The organism is Pseudomonas sp. GW821-FHT11G12, assembly GCF_058808055.1.
In genome coordinates this window covers 1-22,502 of record NZ_JBXARH010000013.1, presented here as the reverse complement: position 1 = coordinate 22,502, position 22,502 = coordinate 1, and the positions used below count along the sequence as shown (strand labels likewise).

General features: G+C 58.3%; 23 protein-coding genes. 15 read left to right on the top strand and 8 right to left on the bottom strand.

Going from position 1 to position 22,502, the window contains the following annotated elements:
- Positions 1–22: 22 nt before the first annotated feature.
- From hmpA to AC1RR7_RS28525, 11 genes are all read left to right on the top strand, one after another.
- Entirely contained in the window at positions 23–1,204 is a 1,182-nt protein-coding gene (hmpA, locus tag AC1RR7_RS28575; protein ID WP_493158858.1) for an NO-inducible flavohemoprotein, read from the top strand.
- A 157-nt stretch (positions 1,205–1,361) separates the two neighbouring features.
- Positions 1,362–1,922: an ester cyclase gene (locus AC1RR7_RS28570; RefSeq protein WP_493066587.1), complete on the top strand. Its 561-nt coding sequence runs from the start codon at positions 1,362–1,364 to the stop codon at positions 1,920–1,922.
- A 25-nt stretch (positions 1,923–1,947) separates the two neighbouring features.
- Positions 1,948–2,457, top strand: a complete 510-nt coding sequence (locus tag AC1RR7_RS28565) for a disulfide bond formation protein B (RefSeq protein ID WP_025109264.1) — start codon at positions 1,948–1,950, stop codon at positions 2,455–2,457.
- A gap of 823 nt (positions 2,458–3,280) precedes the next feature.
- Complete coding sequence (cyoA, locus tag AC1RR7_RS28560; protein ID WP_096822811.1) at positions 3,281–4,222, top strand: ubiquinol oxidase subunit II; 942 nt, start codon at positions 3,281–3,283, stop codon at positions 4,220–4,222.
- Positions 4,223–4,225: 3 nt separating this feature from the next.
- On the top strand, positions 4,226–6,256 hold the full coding sequence (cyoB, locus tag AC1RR7_RS28555; protein WP_096822810.1) for a cytochrome o ubiquinol oxidase subunit I: 2,031 nt from the start codon (positions 4,226–4,228) through the stop codon (positions 6,254–6,256).
- Positions 6,257–6,259: 3 nt separating this feature from the next.
- Positions 6,260–6,886: a cytochrome o ubiquinol oxidase subunit III gene (locus AC1RR7_RS28550; RefSeq protein ID WP_007956720.1), complete on the top strand. Its 627-nt coding sequence runs from the start codon at positions 6,260–6,262 to the stop codon at positions 6,884–6,886.
- Positions 6,886–7,221: a cytochrome o ubiquinol oxidase subunit IV gene (cyoD, locus tag AC1RR7_RS28545; protein WP_065261339.1), complete on the top strand. Its 336-nt coding sequence runs from the start codon at positions 6,886–6,888 to the stop codon at positions 7,219–7,221. The genes AC1RR7_RS28550 and cyoD overlap by 1 nt, the downstream gene beginning before the upstream one ends.
- A gap of 10 nt (positions 7,222–7,231) precedes the next feature.
- Positions 7,232–8,119: a heme o synthase gene (cyoE, locus tag AC1RR7_RS28540; protein WP_085668163.1), complete on the top strand. Its 888-nt coding sequence runs from the start codon at positions 7,232–7,234 to the stop codon at positions 8,117–8,119.
- A gap of 125 nt (positions 8,120–8,244) precedes the next feature.
- Positions 8,245–8,589 carry a toxin gene (locus AC1RR7_RS28535; RefSeq protein WP_493066643.1) on the top strand — a complete coding sequence of 115 codons (345 nt, stop codon included), beginning with the start codon at positions 8,245–8,247 and terminating at the stop codon, positions 8,587–8,589.
- Positions 8,586–8,900 (top strand): helix-turn-helix domain-containing protein, encoded by a 315-nt coding sequence (locus tag AC1RR7_RS28530; RefSeq protein ID WP_096822807.1) that lies wholly within the window; start codon positions 8,586–8,588, stop codon positions 8,898–8,900. The genes AC1RR7_RS28535 and AC1RR7_RS28530 overlap by 4 nt, the downstream gene beginning before the upstream one ends.
- Positions 8,901–9,099: 199 nt before the next feature.
- Positions 9,100–9,591, top strand: coding sequence for a RidA family protein (locus tag AC1RR7_RS28525; protein WP_085709372.1), 492 nt, complete (start codon positions 9,100–9,102; stop codon positions 9,589–9,591).
- A gap of 69 nt (positions 9,592–9,660) precedes the next feature.
- On the opposite strand, the gene AC1RR7_RS28520 is transcribed toward AC1RR7_RS28525, so the two are convergent.
- From AC1RR7_RS28520 to AC1RR7_RS28510, 3 genes are all read right to left on the bottom strand, one after another.
- Positions 9,661–10,365, bottom strand: coding sequence for a hypothetical protein (locus tag AC1RR7_RS28520; RefSeq protein WP_493158857.1), 705 nt, complete (start codon positions 10,363–10,365; stop codon positions 9,661–9,663).
- A gap of 120 nt (positions 10,366–10,485) precedes the next feature.
- Positions 10,486–12,006: a sensor histidine kinase gene (locus tag AC1RR7_RS28515; RefSeq protein WP_493158856.1), complete on the bottom strand. Its 1,521-nt coding sequence runs from the start codon at positions 12,004–12,006 to the stop codon at positions 10,486–10,488.
- The gene (locus AC1RR7_RS28510) at positions 12,003–12,719 is read right to left on the bottom strand and encodes a response regulator transcription factor (protein WP_096822804.1); all 717 of its coding nucleotides are present in this window, start codon (positions 12,717–12,719) and stop codon (positions 12,003–12,005) included. The genes AC1RR7_RS28515 and AC1RR7_RS28510 overlap by 4 nt, the downstream gene beginning before the upstream one ends.
- A 151-nt stretch (positions 12,720–12,870) precedes the next feature.
- On the opposite strand from AC1RR7_RS28510, the gene msrB reads away from it, so the two are divergent.
- The 3 genes from msrB to msrA are packed head-to-tail and all read left to right on the top strand — an operon-like array spanning position 12,871 to position 15,961.
- Entirely contained in the window at positions 12,871–13,389 is a 519-nt protein-coding gene (msrB, locus tag AC1RR7_RS28505; protein ID WP_493158855.1) for a peptide-methionine (R)-S-oxide reductase MsrB, read from the top strand.
- A gap of 43 nt (positions 13,390–13,432) precedes the next feature.
- The gene (locus tag AC1RR7_RS28500; RefSeq protein WP_493158854.1) at positions 13,433–15,241 is read left to right on the top strand and encodes a cytochrome c biogenesis protein DipZ; all 1,809 of its coding nucleotides are present in this window, start codon (positions 13,433–13,435) and stop codon (positions 15,239–15,241) included.
- 15 nt (positions 15,242–15,256) lie between these two features.
- The gene (gene msrA, locus AC1RR7_RS28495; RefSeq protein WP_096822801.1) at positions 15,257–15,961 is read left to right on the top strand and encodes a peptide-methionine (S)-S-oxide reductase MsrA; all 705 of its coding nucleotides are present in this window, start codon (positions 15,257–15,259) and stop codon (positions 15,959–15,961) included.
- 18 nt (positions 15,962–15,979) lie between these two features.
- Here the strand turns inward: msrA and AC1RR7_RS28490 are convergent, their stop codons facing one another.
- The 3 genes from AC1RR7_RS28490 to AC1RR7_RS28480 all read right to left on the bottom strand — a co-directional run bounded on the left by AC1RR7_RS28490 (position 15,980) and on the right by AC1RR7_RS28480 (position 17,926).
- Positions 15,980–16,495, bottom strand: coding sequence for a DUF6622 family protein (locus tag AC1RR7_RS28490; RefSeq protein ID WP_273541341.1), 516 nt, complete (start codon positions 16,493–16,495; stop codon positions 15,980–15,982).
- A 63-nt stretch (positions 16,496–16,558) separates the two neighbouring features.
- The gene (locus tag AC1RR7_RS28485) at positions 16,559–16,963 is read right to left on the bottom strand and encodes a GNAT family N-acetyltransferase (RefSeq protein ID WP_493158853.1); all 405 of its coding nucleotides are present in this window, start codon (positions 16,961–16,963) and stop codon (positions 16,559–16,561) included.
- 57 nt (positions 16,964–17,020) lie between these two features.
- A complete protein-coding gene (locus AC1RR7_RS28480) occupies positions 17,021–17,926 on the bottom strand; it encodes a LysR family transcriptional regulator (RefSeq protein ID WP_102622688.1) in 906 nt (301 codons plus the stop codon).
- Between the two features lie 102 nt (positions 17,927–18,028).
- Between AC1RR7_RS28480 and AC1RR7_RS28475 the strand changes: the two genes are divergently transcribed.
- The gene (locus AC1RR7_RS28475) at positions 18,029–19,201 is read left to right on the top strand and encodes an aspartate aminotransferase family protein (RefSeq protein ID WP_493158852.1); all 1,173 of its coding nucleotides are present in this window, start codon (positions 18,029–18,031) and stop codon (positions 19,199–19,201) included.
- 90 nt (positions 19,202–19,291) lie between these two features.
- Here AC1RR7_RS28475 and AC1RR7_RS28470 read toward each other — a convergent pair whose 3' ends face one another.
- The gene (locus AC1RR7_RS28470) at positions 19,292–21,211 is read right to left on the bottom strand and encodes an alkaline phosphatase D family protein (RefSeq protein WP_493158851.1); all 1,920 of its coding nucleotides are present in this window, start codon (positions 21,209–21,211) and stop codon (positions 19,292–19,294) included.
- Positions 21,212–21,283: 72 nt separating this feature from the next.
- Complete coding sequence (locus AC1RR7_RS28465; protein WP_493158850.1) at positions 21,284–22,060, bottom strand: hypothetical protein; 777 nt, start codon at positions 22,058–22,060, stop codon at positions 21,284–21,286.
- Between the last annotated feature and the right edge of the window lie 442 nt (positions 22,061–22,502).

The window sequence follows — 22,502 nt, the reverse complement described above, 5'->3', positions numbered from 1 at the left end:
AGAAAGCTCAGGAGTCACCCTTATGCTTAGCGTCCAGGATCGTGCCATCGTCAAATCCACTGTGCCTCTGCTGGAAAGCGGCGGTGAAGCGCTGATCACCCATTTCTACCGCATGATGCTCTCCGAGTACCCGGAAGTCCGCCCGTTGTTCAACCAGGCTCACCAGGCCAGCGGTGACCAGCCTCGTGCCCTGGCCAACGGCGTGTTGATGTACGCCCGCCACATCGATCAGCTCGACCAGTTGGGCGATCTGGTGGCCAAGATCATCAACAAGCACGTGGCGTTGCAGATTCTGCCGGAACACTACCCGATCGTCGGCACCTGCCTGCTGCGCGCCATCTCCGAAGTGCTCGGCGAAGAAATCGCCACGCCGGAAGTGATGAGTGCCTGGGGCGCGGCCTATGGCCAATTGGCCGACATCCTGATTGGCGCCGAAACCGCCATCTATGACCAGAAAGAACAAGCCGTCGGCGGCTGGCGCGGGGCGCGGGAGTTTATCGTGGCGGCCAAGGTCGAGGAGAGCGCGGAAATCATTTCCTTCTACTTCGAACCAGCGGACAAAGGCCCGATCCTCGCGGCCGAGCCGGGGCAGTACATCGGCATGAAGCTGGTGCTCGACGGCGAAGAAATCCGCCGCAATTACTCGCTGTCGGCCCTGGCCAACAAGGGTCAGTACCGCATCAGCGTCAAGCGTGAACCGGGTGGTCGTGCGTCCAATCACCTGCACGATCAACTGCATGTCGGTGCGAGCATCCAACTGTTCCCGCCATCGGGCGAGTTCACTCTGACTGCCAGCGACAAACCGCTGGTGTTGATCAGCGGCGGCGTCGGTATCACCCCGACGCTGGCCATGCTGGAAGCGGCGCTGGAAACCGAGCGTCCGGTGCATTTCATTCACTGCGCGCGCAATGGCAGCGTGCATGCGTTCCGTGACTGGATCGATGGTCTGGCCGAGCGTCATCCGCAGCTCAAGCGTTTCTATTGCTACGCCGAAGATGACGGCGTGAGCCCGGCGGCGGACAAGGTCGGGTTGCTGAGCCAGGAACAACTGGGTGAGTGGCTGCCGGTGCAGCATGACGTGGACGTCTATTTCCTTGGGCCGAAAGGCTTCATGGGGGCGATCAAGCGTCACCTGAAGGCGCTGGGTGTGCCGGAGAAACAGAGCCGTTACGAGTTCTTCGGGCCGGCGGCTGCTCTGGAATAAGCCTGATGAGCGACCCGAGATCCTCGGGTCGCTTTTTTTCGAACCGTTCTGATTCTTAAAAAGTGTTTAAAGGTTAATCGTTTCTTAACCGGTTTATCGTTTATTCCCCGATGCTGATGATAGGCGCTCGTTCGTTTACATGATCAGGATCGCCCCCATGTCGCACTTCGCTTCTTCCCGCCGTTTCAGCCTGGCCACTTTGGGCCTGTCGGTTGCCTTGCTGTCCAGTCCGTTTGCCTTTGCCGAATCCGCGTTGATCCAGCCGCAGACCCTGATCGTCGATCAGAGCCTGCCCAAGGCCCAGCGTGATGCAATGGAATTGGCGGCGCGGCGTTATGGCAGTTTCTGGAACACTGGCGAAGAGGCGTTGGCCACCGCAGCCCTGTCGCCGCAGTTTGTCGACAAGACCCCGCCGGAAGGCCGGGTGCAAGGGCCGACTGGACCGCTGCTGGCGTCGAAGTTCTTTCGCACGGCGGTACCGGACTTGAGCTGCGAGATCGAACAAATGATTGTCGCCGGTGACCGCGTGGTGGTGCATCTGCACTTTCGCGGGCATTTCACCGGTACGTTCAAGGCTCTCAAAGGGCTGGGCCAGCGTGTAGACTTCCGGGCAACCGATATCTATCAGATCGACAACGGTCGCATCGCGGCCAATTGGCATATCGAAGACAACATCAGCCTGATGGCGCAACTGCAAGCGCAGCCGCCGGCCAGCTGAACCATGGACATGAAAGGGAAACGCGATGAGCGAGGAAACGATTCGATTGGGACGTGAGCGGCGCTTTCTGGTGCTGCTGGGCATCATCTGCCTGGCGCTGATCGGTGGCGCGCTGTACATGCAGATCGTGCTGGGCGAGGCGCCATGCCCGCTGTGCATCCTGCAGCGCTATGCCTTGCTGTTGATCGCGCTGTTCGCGTTCATCGGCGCGGCCATGCGCACCCGCCGCAGCATCACCGTGTTCGAAGTGCTGGTGGTGATCTGCGCGATTGCCGGGGCCGGTGTCGCAGGGCATCACGTGTATACCCAGTTCTACCCGGCAGTGAGCTGCGGCATCGATGTACTGCAGCCGATCGTCGATGATTTGCCGCTGGCGAAGATCTTCCCGCTGGGCTTTCAGGTAGACGGTTTCTGCTCGACGCCGTACCCGCCGATCCTCGGTCTGTCGCTGGCGCAATGGGCGCTGGTGGCCTTCGTGCTGGTGGTGATCCTGGTGCCGCTGCTGACTTCGCGTAACCGAAAAGCACTGCGCTGAATCAACTTTTCGGCCCCGGCGCCGATAAAACAAACGCCCCGATTTGCGGTTCTGCAAATCGGGGCGTTTTGCATTTCAGGGTCTTTGTGAAAACACCGTGACGAACGGCAAGGGACGGTGCGACAGGTGTGCGACATGTTGTCACACGCGCTGTGTCGCAGTGCGTTTCACAGGCACGGATTGGTGCGCTGTTACAAAAAAGGATTGGTCTGTTTCAGCGTTTGTCTGTTTTTGCACGCGTGTGCCGGATCAGGCAGTTTTAACAGACGCTGGCACATGGCCAAAAGCCTTGGGGTATCGGGCTTTGCGCGGATCGCGACGTCAGAAAAAGCTTTCGGAGCTGTCTGAACTGAGGCCGATAGACCTACATTTTTTGGTGTTTTTGTTGAGAATCGATTTCGATAACATGCGGAACTTTTGCAAAAATGGTGATGGATTGTTGCTCGAACGGATAAAAATTATTTCGGGATAAGACATGGTGTATAGGGCGCTACCTATCTACAATCGCCCGCACTGAATTCCCGGCACTGTTCAGCCTTTATAAGGAACTGAGCAGGAAGTCGGGTGTCGAGCGGCCGAAAGGCTTGCGAGACACCCAGGTGTCGGTGCCTTCCAACTTTCCGCACCAAATGGAATTGGTCTGTAACAAGGCCTTTGACCACGAATTCGAATAAGAACTGACCGCTGTCCCAGGATTTGTCGAGCGTCTGACGCGCGACGGGCGGCCCTTATTCAATCCAAAGAAAATGCCAACCCTTGGCAGGGTGAAGTGTTGGCGATCAAAACCCAACTGCATTGCGCAAGCTGCTTTAGAGGTCGTGAGATGAGTAAAAACAGGTACCCCAGATTACTAGGCCTAGTGCCGCTGCTCGGCACGTTGTTGCTGGGAGGCTGCAACATGACCTTGCTCAATCCAACGGGCCAGGTCGGCCTGGAACAGCGCAACCTGATCATCACCGCCACGCTGCTGATGCTGTTGGTCGTTGTGCCGGTCATCATCATGACCTTCCTGTTCGCCTGGAAGTACCGCGCCTCCAACCAGAACGCCGTCTACACCCCGAAATGGTCGCACTCGACCAAGATCGAAGTGGCGGTCTGGACCATTCCGGTCCTGATCATCATCGCTCTGGGTTACATCACCTATAAGTCGACCCACGAGCTGGACCCGTATCGTCCGATCGAATCCGACGTCAAGCCTGTGACCATCGAAGTGGTCGCGCTGGACTGGAAGTGGCTGTTCATCTACCCGGAACAAGGCATCGCCACGGTCAACAAGATCGTGTTCCCGGCGCACACCCCGGTCAACTTCCGGATCACTTCCGACGCCGTGATGAACTCGTTCTTCATCCCGGGCCTGGGCGGCCAGATCTACGCGATGGCGGGCATGACCACCAAGCTGCACCTGATCGCTGACCGCAACGCTGAAATGGACGGTATCTCCGCCAACTACAGCGGCGCTGGTTTCACCGGTATGAAATTCAAAGCGATCGCAACTTCTCAGGAAGATTTCGACGCCTGGGTAAGTGAAGTCAAAAAGGCACCTAAACAGCTTGAACCAGCTGAATACGCAGCCCTTGCCAAGCCAAGCCAGAACAATCCAGTCGAGCTCTACTCCTCGGTCACGCCGAACCTGTTCCAGACCATCGTCGACAAGTACGAAGGCATGAAACCGGGCAAGCCGCTGAAGCACGAGAAGAAAGAGAAAGAAGTGGCGGCAACGGATATGGACTCGAATTCGCATTCAGCTGCCGGGGCAGAGGAGTAAACGATGTTTGGTAAATTAAGTTGGGAAGCGATCCCTTTCCACGAGCCGATCGTGATGGTCACCATCTCGATGATCGCGCTCGGTGGTCTGGCGTTGTTCGCTGCAATCACCTACTTCAAGAAGTGGACTTACCTGTGGACCGAGTGGCTGACGTCGGTCGACCACAAGAAAATCGGTGTGATGTACATCATCGTTGCCATGGTCATGCTGCTGCGTGGCTTTGCCGACGCCATCATGATGCGTACCCAGCTGGCCATGGCCACCGAGGGTTCGCCTGGCTACCTGCCACCTGAACACTATGACCAGATCTTCACCGCTCACGGTGTGATCATGATCATCTTCATGGCGATGCCATTCTTCACCGGCCTGATGAACCTTGCAGTGCCGCTGCAGATCGGCGCGCGTGACGTTGCCTTCCCGTTCCTGAACTCCCTGAGCTTCTGGCTGCTGGTGTCCGGCGTTGTGCTGATCAACCTGTCCCTGGGCGTCGGCGAATTCGCCAAGACCGGCTGGGTTGCCTATCCACCGCTGTCGGGTCTGCAATACAGCCCTGGCGTGGGTATGGACTACTACATCTGGGCGCTACAGCTATCCGGTCTGGGTACAACGCTAACGGGGGTTAACTTCCTCGCGACCGTGCTGAAAATGCGTACCCCTGGCATGAAACTGATGGACATGCCGATCTTCACCTGGACCTGCACCTGGGCCAACGTTCTGATCGTGGCTTCGTTCCCGATCCTGACCGCTACCCTGGCACTGCTGACCCTTGACCGTTACATGGATTTCCACATTTTCACCAATGAACTTGGTGGCAATCCAATGATGTACGTCAACCTGTTCTGGGCATGGGGCCACCCTGAGGTTTACATCCTGATCCTGCCGGCCTTCGGCATTTTCTCGGAAGTCATCTCGGCCTTCACCGGCAAGAAACTGTTCGGCCACCACTCGATGATCTACGCTTCGGGCGCGATCTCGGTACTGGGCTTCATGGTTTGGCTGCACCACTTCTTCACCATGGGTTCGGGTGCCAGCGTCAACGCCTTCTTCGGTCTGGCAACGATGCTGATTTCCATCCCGACGGGTGTGAAACTGTTCAACTGGCTGTTCACCATCTACCAGGGCCGTCTGCGCTTCACCAGCCAGGTTCTGTGGACTCTGGGCTTCATGGTGACCTTCGCCATCGGCGGCATGACCGGCGTACTGCTGGCCATCCCGGGTGCTGACTTCGTTCTGCACAACAGCCTGTTCGTGATCGCTCACTTCCACAACGTGATCATCGGCGGCGCGGTATTCGGCTACATCGCAGGCTTCGGCTTCTACTTCCCGAAAGCGTTCGGCTTCAAGCTGCACGAAGGCTGGGGTAAAGCAGCGTTCTGGTTCTGGATCTCGGGCTTCTTCGTCGCGTTCATGCCGCTCTACGCTCTGGGCTTCATGGGCATGACCCGTCGTCTGAACGCCACCACCAACCCTGAGTGGGTACCGTACCTGTACGTTGCCATGTTCGGTGCGGTGATGATCGCTGTCGGTATCGCCTGCCAGCTGATCCAGCTGTACGTATCGGTGCGTGACCGCAACAAGCCAGAAAACATGTGCGAACACGGTGACCCGTGGAATGCCCATACCCTGGAATGGTCGACCTCGTCGCCACCTCCGTTCTACAACTTCGCTGTACTGCCAAAAGCAGACTGCATCGATCCGTTCACCGAGGCCAAGGAAAACGGTACCGCGTACCAGGCTCCAGCCAAGTACGAACCGATCCACATGCCGAACAACACCGCCACTGGCGTGGTGATGGGCGCACTGCTGACCGTGTTCGGTTTCGCGATGATCTGGCACATCTGGTGGTTGGCGATCGCCAGCCTGGCCGGCACTGTCATCTACTTCGTGATCCACGCTGCACGTGACGACCAGGGCTACATGGTTCCGGTTGAAACGATCGAGCGCATCGAAGCCGAGCAGCACAAGCGTCTGGTAGCGGCCGGGAAGATCCCTGCTTCCGCAACCCGTGTTGAAACCAAGTTGGAACAGGCTTAAACAATGTCGAACTTAGTGACCAATGCTGGACACGCTCATGGTCATGACCATGGGCACGATGACCATCACCACGACTCGGGCGAGATGACCGTATACGGTTTCTGGCTCTACCTGATGACCGACTGCATTCTGTTTGCGTCGATCTTCGCGGTGTACGCGGTACTGGTAAATAACGTCGCCGGTGGCCCGTCGGGCCACGACATCTTCGAACTGCCATACGTGCTGGGCGAAACCGCTCTGCTGTTGTTCAGTTCGATCACCTACGGCTTCGCCATGCTGGCGTTGTACAAAGGCAAGAAGCAGCAGGTTCTGGGCTGGTTGTTCATGACCTTCCTGCTCGGCGCAGGCTTCATCGCCATGGAGATCAACGAGTTCCACCTGCTGATCTCCGAGGGCTTCGGTCCTAGCCGTTCGGGCTTCCTGTCGGCGTTCTTCACCCTGGTCGGTACCCACGGTCTGCACGTATCCGCAGGTCTGATCTGGATGGGCATCATGATGTACCAGGTCAACAAGCACGGCCTGACGGCGACCAACAAGACCCGTCTGAGCTGCCTGAGCCTGTTCTGGCACTTCCTGGACGTGGTGTGGATCTGCGTATTCACCGTTGTTTACCTGATGGGGACCCTGTAATGGCTAATGCACACTCCCATGACAGCCATGATGCTGGCCACGGCAGCGTAAAGTCGTACGCCATCGGCTTCATCCTGTCGGTGATCCTGACCGTCATCCCGTTCGGCCTGGTGATGTTCCCGACCTTGCCGAAGTCCACCACGCTGGCAATCGTCCTGCTGTTCGCAGTCATCCAGGTGATCGTTCACCTGTATTACTTCCTGCACCTGGACCGCTCCGTGGCTCAGCGTAACAACGTGATCGCGTTCGTCTTCACGGCCATCGTGATCCTGCTGCTGGTCGGCCTGTCGCTGTGGATCATGTTCAGCATCCACACGTTCATGATGGCGAAGTGAGGTAGACCCGATGTCGCTCAAGCACTTTATCCAAATCACCAAACCGGGGATCATTTTCGGTAACGTGCTTTCTGTGGCAGGCGGGTTCTTCCTGGCCTCGAAAGGGCATGTAGATCTGGCGGTGTTCCTGGCCGCCATGATCGGCACTTCCCTGGTCGTGGCCTCCGGTTGCGTGTTCAACAACTGCATCGACCGTGACATCGACCTGAAGATGGAACGCACCAAGAACCGGGTGCTGGTCCAGGGCTTGATCTCCCTGAAACTGGCCCTGGTCTATGCGACCGTCCTGGGTGTCGCCGGCGTTGCGTTGCTGTACAAGGTGGCCAACCCGTTGGCTGCATTGTTCGCCGTGATCGGCTTCATCATCTACGTCGGCTTCTACAGCCTGTACCTCAAGCGCAAGTCGGTTCACGGCACGCTGGTGGGCAGTCTGTCGGGCGCCATGCCGCCGGTGATCGGTTACGTGGCCGTGACCAACAGCTTCGACATGGCCGCGCTGACCCTGCTGGTGATGTTCAGTCTGTGGCAGATGCCGCATTCCTATGCCATCGCGATCTTCCGCTTCAACGATTACCTGGCCGCATCGATTCCGGTGCTGCCAGTGAAGCGCGGAATCCAGGTGGCCAAGAAGCACATCCTGCTCTACATCCTGGCCTTCCTCGTGGCGACCTTGATGCTGACCTTCAGCGGTTACGCCGGCATGAGCTACCTCGCCGTCGCCGCGGCCATGGGCATGTACTGGTTGTACATGGCCTGGACCGGCTACAAGGCGGTGGATGACACGGTCTGGGCACGCAAGCTGTTCGTGTTTTCGATCTTCACCATCACCGCGTTGAGCGTCATGATGTCCCTGGACTTCAAGGTGCCGACCGAGCTGTTGCTGACGTACGCGCCGTAAGGTTCGAACGCTGTACGAGAAACCCCGTTCATCGAGAGATGAGCGGGGTTTTTTGTTGAGGATTGTTTATCTGCAACGGAAGGTGTTTATTGTTCTGCTATAAGCAATTTGCTTATAGTTTTTTAATGAGAACAATATTCTTTGAAACCACACTCTTCACCGCAAACCTGGGTCATTACCTCACGGACGACGAATATCGTGAGCTACAGACCTACATGCAGAACAATCCGCATGCAGGCGATGTCATGCCACGAACCGGTGGCTTCCGAAAACTGCGTTGGGCGGATGCTCGTCGTGGTAAAGGCAGGCGAGGCGGCTTGCGAGTTATCTATTATTGGCTTATGAATGATGGCCAGTTTTGGATGTTTGCGATTTATGACAAAGATGAGCTTGAGAATTTGACCGCCGATCAAGAGAGGGCGCTCAAGGGAGCCATAGAGAAAGAGTTGAAAACACGAGGTACCCCATGAAAAAACGCGACCTGTTTGCAGAATTGATGCAGGGCGTTGATGAGATGGCGGCTCAACGCGAAGGAAAAATCACGCTACGTAATACGACACTTGAGGACAAACCAGCCCCCGAAGTCGCTGCTCAGGAAATCGTAGCGTTACGGGAAAAACTGCACATGTCACAGGCAGTTTTTGCCAGACGAATCAGGACAAGTCCAAGCACCCTCAGAAACTGGGAGCAGGAGAAATCAAAGCCCAACGCTCAGGCTGCCTTGCTGATCCGTTTGGTGGAAAAATTCCCTGACATGGTCGAGCGACTGAGCGCTGTTTAAAGTCGTTTCCAAGTCTAAATAGAGCCCCGCACGTTCAATGTCGTGCGGGGCTTTTTCGTACAAGCAACCACAGGTTGCGGTGTGTCGGTAAAAGCCCTAGATTTGGATCCAACCCTGTCAGTTATGGCGCCATGCACTGTTCGGCGTTCAACTGTCGTAATCTGCAATTCTTCATGCATCGATCAAGAGGCTGGGCGAAATGACTGAGAGGATGACCTGCGACGAACGCTTCATTGCCCTGGCAAAAGAGCTGAACTACGACATCAATGGCGAGAATACGGTGGGCGGCAATTACGCTCCGCTGGTTCGTCATCACGATGAGCTGTACATCAGTGGCATGGTGCCGCGCACCGAGGGCAAGATTCAGTATCCGGGGCGGGTCGGGCTGGAGCTGACGCTCAAGGATGCGCAGGCCGCCGCGAGCATCAGCGCCATGCGTTGCCTGGCATTCATCGTCGATGCAGTCGGTTCGCTGGACAAGGTCAGGGCGTTGTTGCGGGTCACGGTCTATGTGAAGTCGACCCCGGACTTCGTCGACTTGAGCGAAGTGGCCAACGGTGCGTCCGACGTTTTCAGTTATGTGCTGGGAGATGCTGGCCGCCACACGCGTACAACCGTCGGCGTCTATCAGTTGCCGAAAAACGCAGCCATTGAAGTCGACATGATCGCAGCAGTACATCCGTCGGCGTAATCGCTGAACGCCAAACAACAAAAAGCCCCGCCTGAAATTCAGAGCGGGGCTTTTTCGTCAGCGCTGCGCTTATTGGGCGGCGATGCTGTAACCGTCGAACGCGGTCTGCTGTTGCAGGGCTGTGATGATGTTCTTGCGGTTGATCGCGTGCTCAGTGCCGGCGTTGTCGACGAAGGTCTCGCCTTCGAGCTCGGCTTCTTCGCCTTCACCGACGAAGGTGAAACCGAGGAATTCCAGCGCTTCACGATCCACGCTCAAGCGCGAACGCGGCGTGCGCAACGGCAGGGTCACGCTGATGCCGTCCTTGCTGATGCTGAACACTTCGACGTCTTTCTTGGCGCGTGCGGCTTTGCTTTTGCCGCCGCTCGGGTTGCTGATCGCCTGATGGGTCTGGTTCAGAACCTTCAGGGCCAGGCCGTAGACGATTTCCTGGAACGCCGGGTCGTCCTTGAAGCTGGACAGGATGCGGCTGATCGGGAATTTGCTGCTCAGGTCTTCAAGCGCTGCAATGTCGGCGGCTTCGGCATCTTTCAGACGCTTGAGTTCACCCATCAGCTCGTAGGCCTGGTCGTCATCGAAGCGGTCGTGGGCCTGGCGGATCGCAGCGCGCAGCTCGCGGATCTGGTCGCTTTCGCGGCTCGACTGGAACGCGTCCAGCACCATCTCGCTGATGATCTTCGCCTGTGGGATGTGTTGTGAAAGATTGATGGAGTTTTCGTATTCCGCTTTGGACGACAGGGTGACTACGGATTCAGCGGTGTTGAAATCGGACATTGAAATTTCACTACTTTTTTAACTTGAGATGAGACGAGAAAGCTTGGGGGGCTTTTTCAGGCCGACTAATTTAGGGGAGCGGGACGTTGTTGTCACGGAGCAACGGCCCGGTGGAGTTGATTATTTGCCCGGCGTATTCAGGTTCATTGAACGTACGATCCACTGTTCGGCGTTCTGTTGATCCACCGGCAGCGAAAAGCGAAAGGTAGCGCCTCGTCCCGCGACATCGAGCAATTGAATCTCGCGCCCGTGCAGTTGCAGGATCCGGTGCACGATTCGCAAGCCCAGGCCGCCATCGCGTCGCGCACCACCGATATTGAATGGTCGCAGGAACAAACCCTCGCGCAACTCGGCGGCGATGCCGGGGCCGGTATCGCTGACGGTGATTTCAACCAGCGCGCCTTGGGGTTTCAGACCGAGTTCGATTTCGCCACCCGGAGGCGTATGGCGCAAGGCGTTATCGAACAGGTTGGTCAGCACCCGCTCGATCAGCCCGAGGTCAGCGCAGACGGTCGGCAGGTTGGTGTTGAAGCTGGCCTTGAGTGCAACATTTCGGGCTTCGGCGCCCAGTTCGAATTTCTGGAAGATGTCCTGTACCAGATCGGTCAGGGAAAATTTCTCCAGCACAGGCTGCACGAATCCATGTTCCAGGCGCACCAGCTCCAGCAACGATTGCGCGAGTCCGCCAACCTTGCGGCTCTGATCCAGGGCAATGCCCAGATAGCGACGGCGTTCTTCCGGGGACAGGGTCGCGTCCTTGAGTGACAGCGTTTCAAGGTAACCATGCAGCGAGGCCAACGGTGTGCGCAGGTCATGGGAAATGTTCGCCACCAGTTCCCGACGCTCCTGATCCTGGCGGGTCAGTGAGCGCCACTGTTCACCGAGGCGGTTTTGCATCTGCCGGAACGCCGCGTCGAGCACGGCGATTTCATCCGGGTCCGCGGACTTGTCCACAGGTGTCGGCGCGACGGGCAGTGATTGCGGTGCGCCGTTGATGTCGAATTGGCCCACGGTTTCGGTCAATCGTCGTAACGGTCGAGTGATCAGATTAAACGCGGTCAAACCGGCAATCAGGCACAGGAATGCAACGAGCCCTATGGACAACAGCGCCGTGTTGAGCGCCGCGCTGGTGGCGCCGCGCTCGGCGAATCGGTCGTGCGCTTCGCTGAGCAGGACCACGTAAAGGTAACCGGCCGCTTTGCCGTTGACCTGCAATGGCGCCGCGCTGAAAACCTTGCGACCATCGACGCTGCGCGGGTCGTCGCCGAGGATCGGCAACGGTTGATCATTGAGCAATCGTCGAATCGGCGCGAGATCGACAGTCTGTCGACGCAGGCGTCCTTCCGGTGCCGCGTTGCCGACGATCCGGCCTTCGGTGTCGAGCAGGTACACCTCGACACTCGGGTTGACCAGCATCAACTGGCTGAACAATTCGCGCACCGCACCGGGCATCAGTCCGTTGCTGTCCATCAGCACCGTGTCGTGGGCGATGTGTTGCGCCAGATCCCGGGACAGACCTTGCACCACCTCCAGCTCATGCATCTGGCTGGAGCGCACTTGCAACCACGCCGACGTGCCGCAGCACGCCAGCAGCAACACGGCGAACACCAGTGACAGGCGCTGCGTCAGGGTCAGTTTCATGGTTGCTCTGCGCTCGTGCCGAATTTATAGCCGCGGCCCCACACCGTGAGGATGCGCACCGGTTGCGCAGGATCGGCCTCGATTTTCGCTCGCAGGCGATTGATGTGGGTGTTGACCGTGTGTTCGTAACCTTCGTGGCTGTAGCCCCAGACTGCGTTGAGCAGATCCATGCGCGAGAACACCTTGCCCGGCTGACGTGCGAAGAAATACAGCAGGTCGAATTCTCGTGGGGTGAGGTCCAGACGCTGGCCGTTGAGGGCCACGTCACGGGTGATCGGGTCGATGGTCAAGCCATCGAGGCTCAGGCTGCCGGCGTCCATCTTCAGATTGCGGGCCATGGCGTCCACGCGGCGCAGCAGCGCTTTGACCCGAGCCACCAGTTCAAGCATCGAAAACGGTTTGGCGAGGTAATCATCGGCGCCCAGTTCAAGGCCGAGAATGCGGTGCAATTCGCTGGAGCGGGCGCTGGTGATAATGATCGGCGTGTAGCGCGCCATGGCCCGGGCGCGACGGCAAATCTCCAAACCATCTACCCCCGGCAGCATAAGGTCGAGGATCAGCGCATCCCAGTGACCTTGCTGCAGCAGGCGCATGCCTTCGTCGCCGTCGGCGCTGTGTACCACCTCGAATTGCTCGTCCCGCAGATGCAGGCAAATGAGGTCGGCAATGTGCAGGTCGTCCTCGACCACCAGGACGCGTTTGGTCTGTTCCATGAAGCTCAATCCTTCGGCGCGATGAACGCATTGTGCGGGTTTTCCTCCGGGCGAGTTATCACGAATTGTTTAACTTCCCGTGAGGATTTGGCGATCAACCCAAGCCTAGGCTGTGTTCCACGACAGGCATCTGGAATTTTGGGAGACGGCCATGTTTTCACGGCGACAGATTCTGGCAACCGGCGGCGGGCTGGGGCTTACAGCCTTTCTGGCCGGTGTATTGCCAAAGTTATCCACCGGCTCTGCGTTGGTCGGCGAGGCGTTGGCCGACGAAGCGTTTGAAGTGACCCACAGCGACAGTGAATGGCATGGGTTGCTCACTGATGAGCAATTCGACGTGCTGCGCAAAGAGGGCACGGAGCGCGCTTACAGCAGCCCGCTGAACAACGAACACCGGACCGGCACGTTTGCCTGTGCCGGGTGCGATCTGGCGCTGTTCTCGTCCGAGACCAAATTCGACAGCCGCACTGGTTGGCCGAGTTTCTGGGCGCCGCTGGAACACGCCGTGGCCATACGTCAGGACCGTTCTTTCGGCATGACGCGGGAGGAAGTCCACTGCCGGCGTTGCGGTGGTCACCTCGGTCATGTGTTCGACGACGGGCCCAAACCCACCGGTCTGCGTTACTGCATGAACGGTCTGGCCATGACCTTCAAACCCGTGGCGGCCTGAGTCGTGGCTCGCCGGCGATCTTCACTTACAACAGGACGACACTATGTGGCTCTTGGTTCTCGCTTATCTCGGTGGTGTGCTGACGATCGTCAGTCCGTGCATCCTGCCGGTTCTGCCTTTTGTCTTCGCTCGCACCGGGCAGCCGTTTATCAAAAGTGGCTTGCCGCTGTTGGCGGGGATGGCGCTGACCTTCGCGCTCGTCGCCTCGTTGGCGGCGGTGGGCGGCGGTTGGGTGGTGCAAGTCAATCAGTACGGTCGCTGGCTCGCGTTGCTGTTCGTTGCACTGTTCGGGCTGACGCTGCTGTTGCCGCGTCTGGCCGAGCGTCTGACCCGGCCGCTGGTGTCCGCCGGCAGTCGCTTGTCGGAGGCCGCCGGCCAGGACAATCGTCCGCGTCCCGGCGCTTCGTTTCTGATCGGCGTCGCCACGGGGCTGTTGTGGGCGCCTTGCGCCGGGCCAATCCTCGGGCTGATTCTGACCGGTGCCGCGCTGCAAGGGGCAAGCATCGCCACCACGCTATTGTTGCTCGCCTATGCGGCGGGTGCCGCGACTTCTCTCGCGGCGGCGTTGCTGCTCGGCGGTAAAGTCTTTGCTGTGATGAAACGTTCGATCGGGACTGGTGAGTGGATCCGGCGCGGGCTCGGGGCCGCGATGCTGGCCGGTGTGGCCGCCATCGCACTGGGTCTTGATACCGGGATTCTGGCGCGGTTCTCGACCGCCTCCACCGGAGGGCTGGAGCAGGCATTGGTCGGCAAGCTTTCGGGCAAATCCCCTCAGGGCAACGGCACGATGATGGCGCAGATTCCCGCAGCGGATGACGCGGCGAACGGCAGCAAGATGGCAGCCGGCGGCGCGATGAAAATGTCCGCCAAGGCACCAGGCTCGCTGCCGGTCGAAGGTCAGTTGCCGGCGCTTGATGGCGCAGTGCAGTGGCTCAACTCCGCGCCGTTGGATGCCCAGGCACTCAAGGGCAAAGTGGTGCTGGTGGATTTCTGGACTTACTCCTGCATCAACTGTCTGCGCACGCTGCCTTATGTCAAAGCCTGGGCCGAGAAGTATCGCGATCAGGGGCTGGTGGTGATTGGTGTGCATGCGCCGGAATTCGCTTTCGAGCGTGATGTAGGCAACGTCACCAAAGCCATGAAGGAACTGGGCATCAACTATCCGGTAGCCATCGATAACGACTACAAGATCTGGCGCGCTTTCAACAATGAATACTGGCCGGCGCATTACTTTGCCGACGCTCAGGGGCGCATTCGTTACCACCATTTTGGCGAAGGGGACTACGCCGAGTCGGAAAGAGTCATCCAGCAACTGTTGCGTGAGGCCGGTGCAAAAACCGTGGCTGATGGCCTGATCAACGCAGACGCTCAAGGCGTGCAGCTTGCACCGGACATGAATCAGGTGCTGTCACCGGAAACCTACGTCGGCTACCAGCGCGCAGAACATTTCGTACCGGAAACCAGCCTGGTGCCTGACAAGGTCGCGGCCTACAAGACACCTGCAAATCTTGCCCTGAATGACTGGAGCCTCGGCGGCCAATGGGCGGTCGGTGCCGAGCGTGCCACGGCGAGTGCGCCAGCCAGTCGTATCGTTTATCGCTTCCATGCCCGCGACCTGCACCTGGTGCTGGGCCCTGGGGCAGACGGTAAACCGGTGCGCTTCAAAGTGATGATCGATGGTCAGGCGCCGGGCGATTCCCACGGTGTCGACGTGGCGCCTGACGGCAGCGGTCGCGTGACCGAACAACGCTTGTATCAATTGGTACGGCAAACCGCTGACGTGAAGGACCGCACCTTCAGCATCGAGTTTCTCGATCCGGGCGTGTCGGCCTACGCCTTTACCTTCGGCTGATCAGGAGTACAGAACATGAAAGCTCAAACTATCTGGCGTCGTCTGCTGCTGGGCGTCGCGACGGCCGGGGTTGTCGCGCAGTGCTCGGCGTTTTCCTTCGGGGCCGAGGAGGGCGTGGTCATTCCGCCGCCGGCACTCGACGAAAACACCCAGGCACACAGCGAAACCGCGGTGTTTGCCGGTGGCTGCTTCTGGGGCGTGCAGGGTGTTTTCCAGCATGTCAAAGGTGTGCAGAAAGCCGTTTCCGGCTATGCCGGCGGTGCTGCCAATACGGCGGAATACGAGCGGGTGAGTGAGGGCGACACAGGGCATGCCGAGTCGGTGCAAGTCACCTTCGACCCCACTCAGGTCAGCTACGGCAGCCTGTTGCAGATCTACTTCTCGGTGGCCCACAACCCCACCGAGCTCAACCGCCAGGGGCCGGACAGCGGTACTCAATATCGCTCGGCGCTGTTCCCGGTCAATGCCGATCAGCAACGCGTTGCACAGGCCTATATCGCCCAGCTTGATGCGGCGCATGCCTACAGCAAACCCATCGTGACCAAACTGGAAACCTACAACGGCTTCTACCCGGCAGAGGACTATCACCAGGACTTCCTCACCGAACACCCGAGCTATCCGTACATCGTGATCAATGACATGCCGAAAGTGGCGCAGTTGAAGCAGTTGTTTGCCCAGCGTTATCAGGAGAAACCGGTGCTGGTGAAAAGCGGATCGTGATCACCGGTTATCCAATGGTTAATGTGCGGTCACGGGCGACTGTCGGGCAACAAGGGCTCGCAGTGCCCAGTAGAGCTTCAGCGAGCGGGTACTGATCAGGCCGCACATGAAACCCGACACCGTGGACTTGAGCAGCAGCATGTCGGGGGACGCGGCAAGCTCCGGATTTACGGCATCCTGATACCCGAAGTAATAGTTTGCGAAAAAAAACATCAGGAACATGATCAGGATTTTCACGGTGCCCGGCATGATCAGCCCAGTCGCGGAGTCGTCGAGTACCACGCCCTTACGGGAGAAAACCAGCCAGGCCGAGAGACCGCCCAGCAACAGCGCGCCGAACCAACTGCTAAAAAACAGGACCGGGTCGATCGTCAAGTTCAGGGAGTACAACGACCACGCCAAAAAAGCGGGTGGTGTTATGAGCATCGAGAGACGGCTTTCACGGCGGGGAGAAAACGCCTTGATCCCGAAATAAACCACAATCAGAAAAAACACGTAGGCCCGTATCGGGGTGTTTTGCAGAATCGTGAGCATCGTGCAGCATCCATGCTGAAAAAGAAGAAGGTGGATAATAGCCGAGGTCGCATTCAGTACCCGTTATTTCAATCGCGGGCGTTCCATCGCAATCACTGAGGTTTCAAACCCCAGGCTGGCAAAAAATGCTTCGGCTCCCTCGCGCCCCGCACGCAGTACCCAGGTGATGTCGGGGTTGTCGCCCATCACGTGTTCGACCAATGCCCGGCCCACGCCTTTGCGTTGGTGCTGCACATCAACGACCACCATCGACAGGTAGCCATTGGACAAACCGTCGGTGATGCCGCGGGCAAAGCCAATAATCTGTTCGCCCGATAGCGCGACGGCCGTCCGCTGCGAGTTTTGAATCAACTGCGCAAAATGCTCCGCGGATCCGACTCGATGCGCCCAGCCGTGCTGCCCGAGAAACAACCGCACCGATTCCGTTTCGGCGGGGAGAAGATCGCGTACCGTCAGATCGTTTTTCATTGGGTGATCGAGTCCTTGATGACCAAGTGATTGTTATTGAACCGATGCCAAGCGTAGTCAGCTTTTCCCCCACGTCTGCATCGCAAACTCAACGAAGCGCCGAAGCTTTGGCAGTCGATAGCGATCCTGAGCATAAAGCAGGTGCAATGGGCGGCTCGGCGGTTGGTAGTCGGGAATCACCGTGACCAGTTTGCCGTCGCGCAGATCCTGTTCCACCAGTGCGTCTGGCAGCATCACGATGCCCATGCCGGTACGGGCCGCCTGATGCAAACCGGCGGAGGTGTTCATTAGCATCGGCCCACTGACGTCGATCATGATTTCCCCCTCCGGACCACTCAATCGCCAGCGTTTTTCCACCGATTGCCAGTCATCGCCAGCGGGATAGGCGAACGACAGGCAATCGTGCTGTTGCAGGTCTTCGGGCGTCAGTGGCATGCCGCGCCGGGCTACGTATTCCGGAGAGGCGCAGACGGTCAGCGTGTAGTCGATCAATGGCCGGGCGATCAGATTCGACTGCTCGAAATGCCCCAGCCGGAACGCAACATCAAGACCACTCTCCATCAAGTCAGGGCGGCGGTTGGTCAGGACCACATCCATTTTTACCTGCGGGTATTGCAGGGAAAATTCGCTTAGCGCCGGGGCCAGTCGTTCGACGCCAAAAGTCAGCGGTGCGGTGATGCGCAGGAGGCCGCGCGGCTCATCCATGGTTTGTTCGGCGAGACGTTCGGAGTCTGTCACGAGCCCCAATACTTCCAGGCAACGCTGGTAGTAGACCGTGCCGAATTCGGTCAGCCGCTGACGCCGGGTGGTGCGTTGCAGTAACTGCACGCCGAGTCGCTGTTCCAGTGCGCGAAGGTGATTGCCGACCATGGTCGTGGACATTTCGCACTGCAGGGCGGCCTTGGTCATGCTGCCGGCTTCCACGACTTTGACGTAGACGCTCATCGACTGGAACAGATCCATTATCAAGTCCTGCTTCTAAATGATTGAAGTTTTCCCGAGTTTATCCAGCTCTGGTGGCTAACCATACTGCAAACACACCGACCTTCACTGGAGTTTGAAGTCATGACCGCCGCCCTGATGAACACGTACCAACCGCTGGCCCTGAGTTTCACCAAAGGCCTGGGCACCCGTCTGTGGGATCAGGCCGGTCGCGAGTACCTCGATGCCGTCGCGGGTGTGGCGGTGACCAATGTCGGCCATTCGCACCCGCGGATCGTTTCGGCGATCAGCGAACAGGCTGGATTACTGCTGCACACATCCAACCTCTACAGCATCGACTGGCAGCAGCAGTTGGCGCTGAAATTGACGCAGCTGTCGGGAATGGAGCGGGCGTTCTTCAACAACTCTGGCGCCGAGGCCAATGAAACCGCGCTGAAACTGGCGCGTCTGCACGGCTGGCGCAAGGGGATCGAGCAGCCGCTGGTGGTGGTCATGGCCAATGCGTTTCATGGTCGTACTCTTGGCACTTTGTCAGCCAGCGATGGCCCGGCGGTACGTCTGGGGTTCAACGATCTACCGGGTGACTTCGTCAAAGTGCCGTTTGGTGATCTTGAGGCACTGGAGCAGGTGCAGCAGCAACATGGCGAACGGATCGTGGCGATTCTGGTCGAGCCGATCCAGGGCGAAAGCGGCGTGCAAATGGCGCCGTCGGGTTACCTGAAAGCCCTGCGCGAACTCTGCAACCGTCACGCCTGGCTGCTGATGCTCGACGAAATCCAGACCGGCATAGGCCGGACCGGGCGCTGGTTTGCGTTCCAGCATGAGGGCATCGTTCCCGACGTCATGACCCTCGCCAAGGGCTTGGGTAACGGTGTGCCGATTGGTGCCTGCCTGGCCCGGGGCAGGGCGGCTGAGCTGTTTACCCCAGGCAGCCACGGCAGCACGTTTGGCGGTAATCCGCTGGCCTGCCGGGTTGGCTGCACCGTGCTCGAGATCATCGAGGAACAAGGCCTGCTGGAAAATGCGCGGATTCAAGGTGAGCGCTTGCTCAGTCGCTTGCACGCGGAACTGGCGGGCAATCCGAATGTGCTGGCAATTCGTGGGCAAGGGTTGATGGTCGGCATCGAACTGAAACAGCCGATTCGCGACCTGACACTGATTGCTGCGCGGGATCATGGACTGCTGATCAACATCACCCGGGGCAAAACCATACGGTTGCTGCCACCGTTGACGATTGATGAGCGGGAGGTGGGGATGATTGTCAGGGGGATGGGACGGATGCTTGAGGCAAAGTGACTCTCTTGATTTCGTCTGAAGTGGCTGCCGATCATTTTCGGCAGCCACATTTTTCATCCGGGCAATCTCCTGTCGGAAATTGTCGCAATCCTATTCAGGATAATCCGTCAGATCAGGTGCGAGCATTCGGGTCTTTGGCGCGCCATTCGAGTTGTGCTGAATGATGTCTTGTGGCTGCCCTTGTTCATTGAAAAACACCTGACCAATCCCCGCCGAGTTCCACAGACGTTCACCTGCTTCGGCATGCTCGGGAACGTACGGCACAATACGCATGCGTCGGCGTTTGGTCAGCCAGTTCAGCGGCGAGCGGGGTGAGTAGAGCCAGCGGTTCAGACGGTCGAACCATTCCAGCAAGGTTTTCGGGAACTCGTTCTTGATACCGCTGCTGGTGATCTGCCAGATTCGCGGGCCGGCCTTGCGGTGTCGGATTAGCACTTCGTAGACGAACGAATAATGCACATCCCCTGACAGCACCACGTAATTACCCGGTGTACGCGTGTGTCGGAAAATATTCAGGATCACTTGGGCGGCGCCGCGATGGGCCATCCAGTTTTCCGCGTCCACCAGCAGTGGATAACCGCACCAGCTGAATACCCTTTGCACCGTTTCGATCAGCTTTACACCAAAGATCGGTGCCGGTGAGACGATGATTGCCGACGGATGATCGAGCAGTTCCTGTTGCAGTTCGCTCAAGGCTTCCCAGTCGAGCAGACCGGAAGGTTGCTTGAGCGCCATTTCGCTGCGCCAGCGTCGGGTGCGGGTGTCGAGTACAACCAGGGCCGGACTGGTCGGCAGTACAAAGTGCCAGTGCTGAAAACGCAGCAGCTCATCGATCAGATCGTCTTGCACTGGCGCATCGAGATAGTGGTCATCACCGCTGTCGCTCAGGCGTCGGGTTTTCTCCAGCAGCTCGCTGAAAGCATCCGGGTTGTTGCCCCAGCCCTGGCACAACATATAGGCGATCAGTGCATTGCCGATGATGCGTTTGGAGAACGGATGGCCGTAGGCCGTTTCTTCCCATTGCGCGGAAAGGTTCCAGTCATCGGTAATGTCGTGGTCATCGAAGATCATCAGGCTCGGCAAGTGCGCCAATGCTCTGGCAACGTTGCCGAGGCCTGCCTTGAAGGCATCGATCCGGGTCTGCTCCAGGGTATAGCGCTGGCGACGTTCGGGTGCCAGCGCTGGCGCTTGCGGGTCGATCAATGTCCATGACGTTGGTGACCACACCAACAAGTACATGGCCATGACTTCGGCAAACGTCACCAGATGATTGTCGGCACTACTGCTGGTGAAAATCGGCTTACGCGCACCGCCGAAAAAGCGTTCGCGCAATGTCTCGTTGCTTTCGAGTGCGGGTAACAAATCCGCACGGTGGTAGTAACTGGCCGGGTGCTCATAAAGTTTGGAGCTGTTGCTGACCACCGCACCTTCGAGGTACTCGCCGAACAGGCCAAGCCGTTCGATCAGGGCGTGAATCGCCCGCAGCATCGGGCCGGCGACGTCATCGGCGTAGATCTGGTCGCCACTCATCATCAGCAGGGCCGGGCGCTGTTGCGGATCGGTTTCGGCGGCGAGTAATCGATCGACGCACAGCAAGCCGTCCGCTGCCGGGTGATGGGGCTTGCGGCAGGAGCCGTGCAACAGTTGATCGATCCGAGAACGCAGGACGAAGTTCGGGCGCGGGTCTGTCTGGTACAGGAGATGGGGCGCCCAATCGGCGATCTGTGTTTCGCCGTCAATCAGCAAGTCATAGTCGATGCGTTCTTCGCAGGGCAGGGCGCTGTCGAGGACGACGTCGATCAGATGGACAAACGCCCGAGTGCCTACAGGGATGACCGTGCATTTCGTTGCGTCGAGAGGAATGTCTCCCACACCTTGCAGGCGTAGGGTCAGCGTCAGTTGGCGAGTACCCACCAGCCACAATACAAGTCGTGTCGGTTCCAGCCGCCGCAACAGCGGGCCGGCCAATACAGGAGGCAGCGGGGAGAGGTCAGCAGAGGATCGAGACATCAAAGGGGAAAGCTCAAGGCGCACAGGCTGGCGATGATAGCGCAGCCTGCGCCTTCAACTCTTAAGCGAGGCTTAAGAGCCAGCCTTTTGCAGCTTCAGATCCAGCAGGCGCCACTCGGCATAACCCGAGTCATTGGCCGGCAGTTGTTGAATCGAACAATCGAACCGGTAACGGACATCATCGCCGAGCATGTTGCGGGCGGTGACAGTATTACTGATGGTGTAAGTCTGATCCTTGAACCGCTTGCTGCTGGTTTTCTCTTGCGGGGTAATGACCGCCGCCATTGGAAAACGCATGGCGCTCTGAATGAAAGGCGTGCACATGACCGATGCCAGTACCGATTTGTCAGCGTTCGGATCCTTGCCCATCATCTGGCGCAGAGTGACAAAGTTCTTGCCTGCGGTGTCTTCGATCTTCTTTTCAGAAACCGATGTTGCCATGCGCTTACTGTAGTAGGGCATTAGCGCGGACTCGGGTGGTGAAGGTTCATTCTGCGGTTCGCTGGCGACATAGCTTGCAAGGTTGTCGGAAACCGGTACTGGTGCTGGTGCTGGTGCTGGAACCGGAGCGACTGGTGCTTGCGTTGCGGCCGGCTCCTGCTCTGGCATCAGTCCAGGGTTCGTCGCAGTGGCCTCTTTAGCAATCTCGGGCGCAGGCTTGTCTTTTGACTTGTTTGCGGACGGGAACAACGACAGGAAGATGGATAGCACCACGACGCCAACAATGAAACCGCCGACCGCGCCAATGAGGTTTCCGAGAAACAGGTTCCAGCTACCGCGGTTTTTCACCACCCAGCGCCACATGAACCCCCAGGCCGCGACAAATGCCAGAAAACACAAAAAATCCATTCGATCCTTTCCTTAAACCTTCGATAGCCTGAGATCAGCGCGTTCCCGATGATGAGCGCTGAAGATGGACGGCAAGATATCAAAATAGAGGCGTGGCGCCACTTCCTTCATCTATGTAGTGGGCCAGGTCTGGGCGTCTTCCCGGCGCACCAACCGTTCGAACATGCCCCACTGGTAATCACCCATGACCAGATCATCGCGCAGGATCGGGCTCAGGCCTTCTTCCTCATAAGCCAGTTTTAGGGAGAAAAGGGCGACGGTTTCCAGTGACGTTTCGATGGGGATCCTTTCGTGATGTCTTTTGGGGCGTGGGTGCGTAGTAGCCTGCGACTATATAGAAGGCGAAAAACAGGCCTTTCCAGCCTAAAGCGAAATTAAGGGTTGACGGCAGATTCTGGAGGCCTATAATTCGCCCCACTTCCGGCGCAGTCGAAACGGAAAA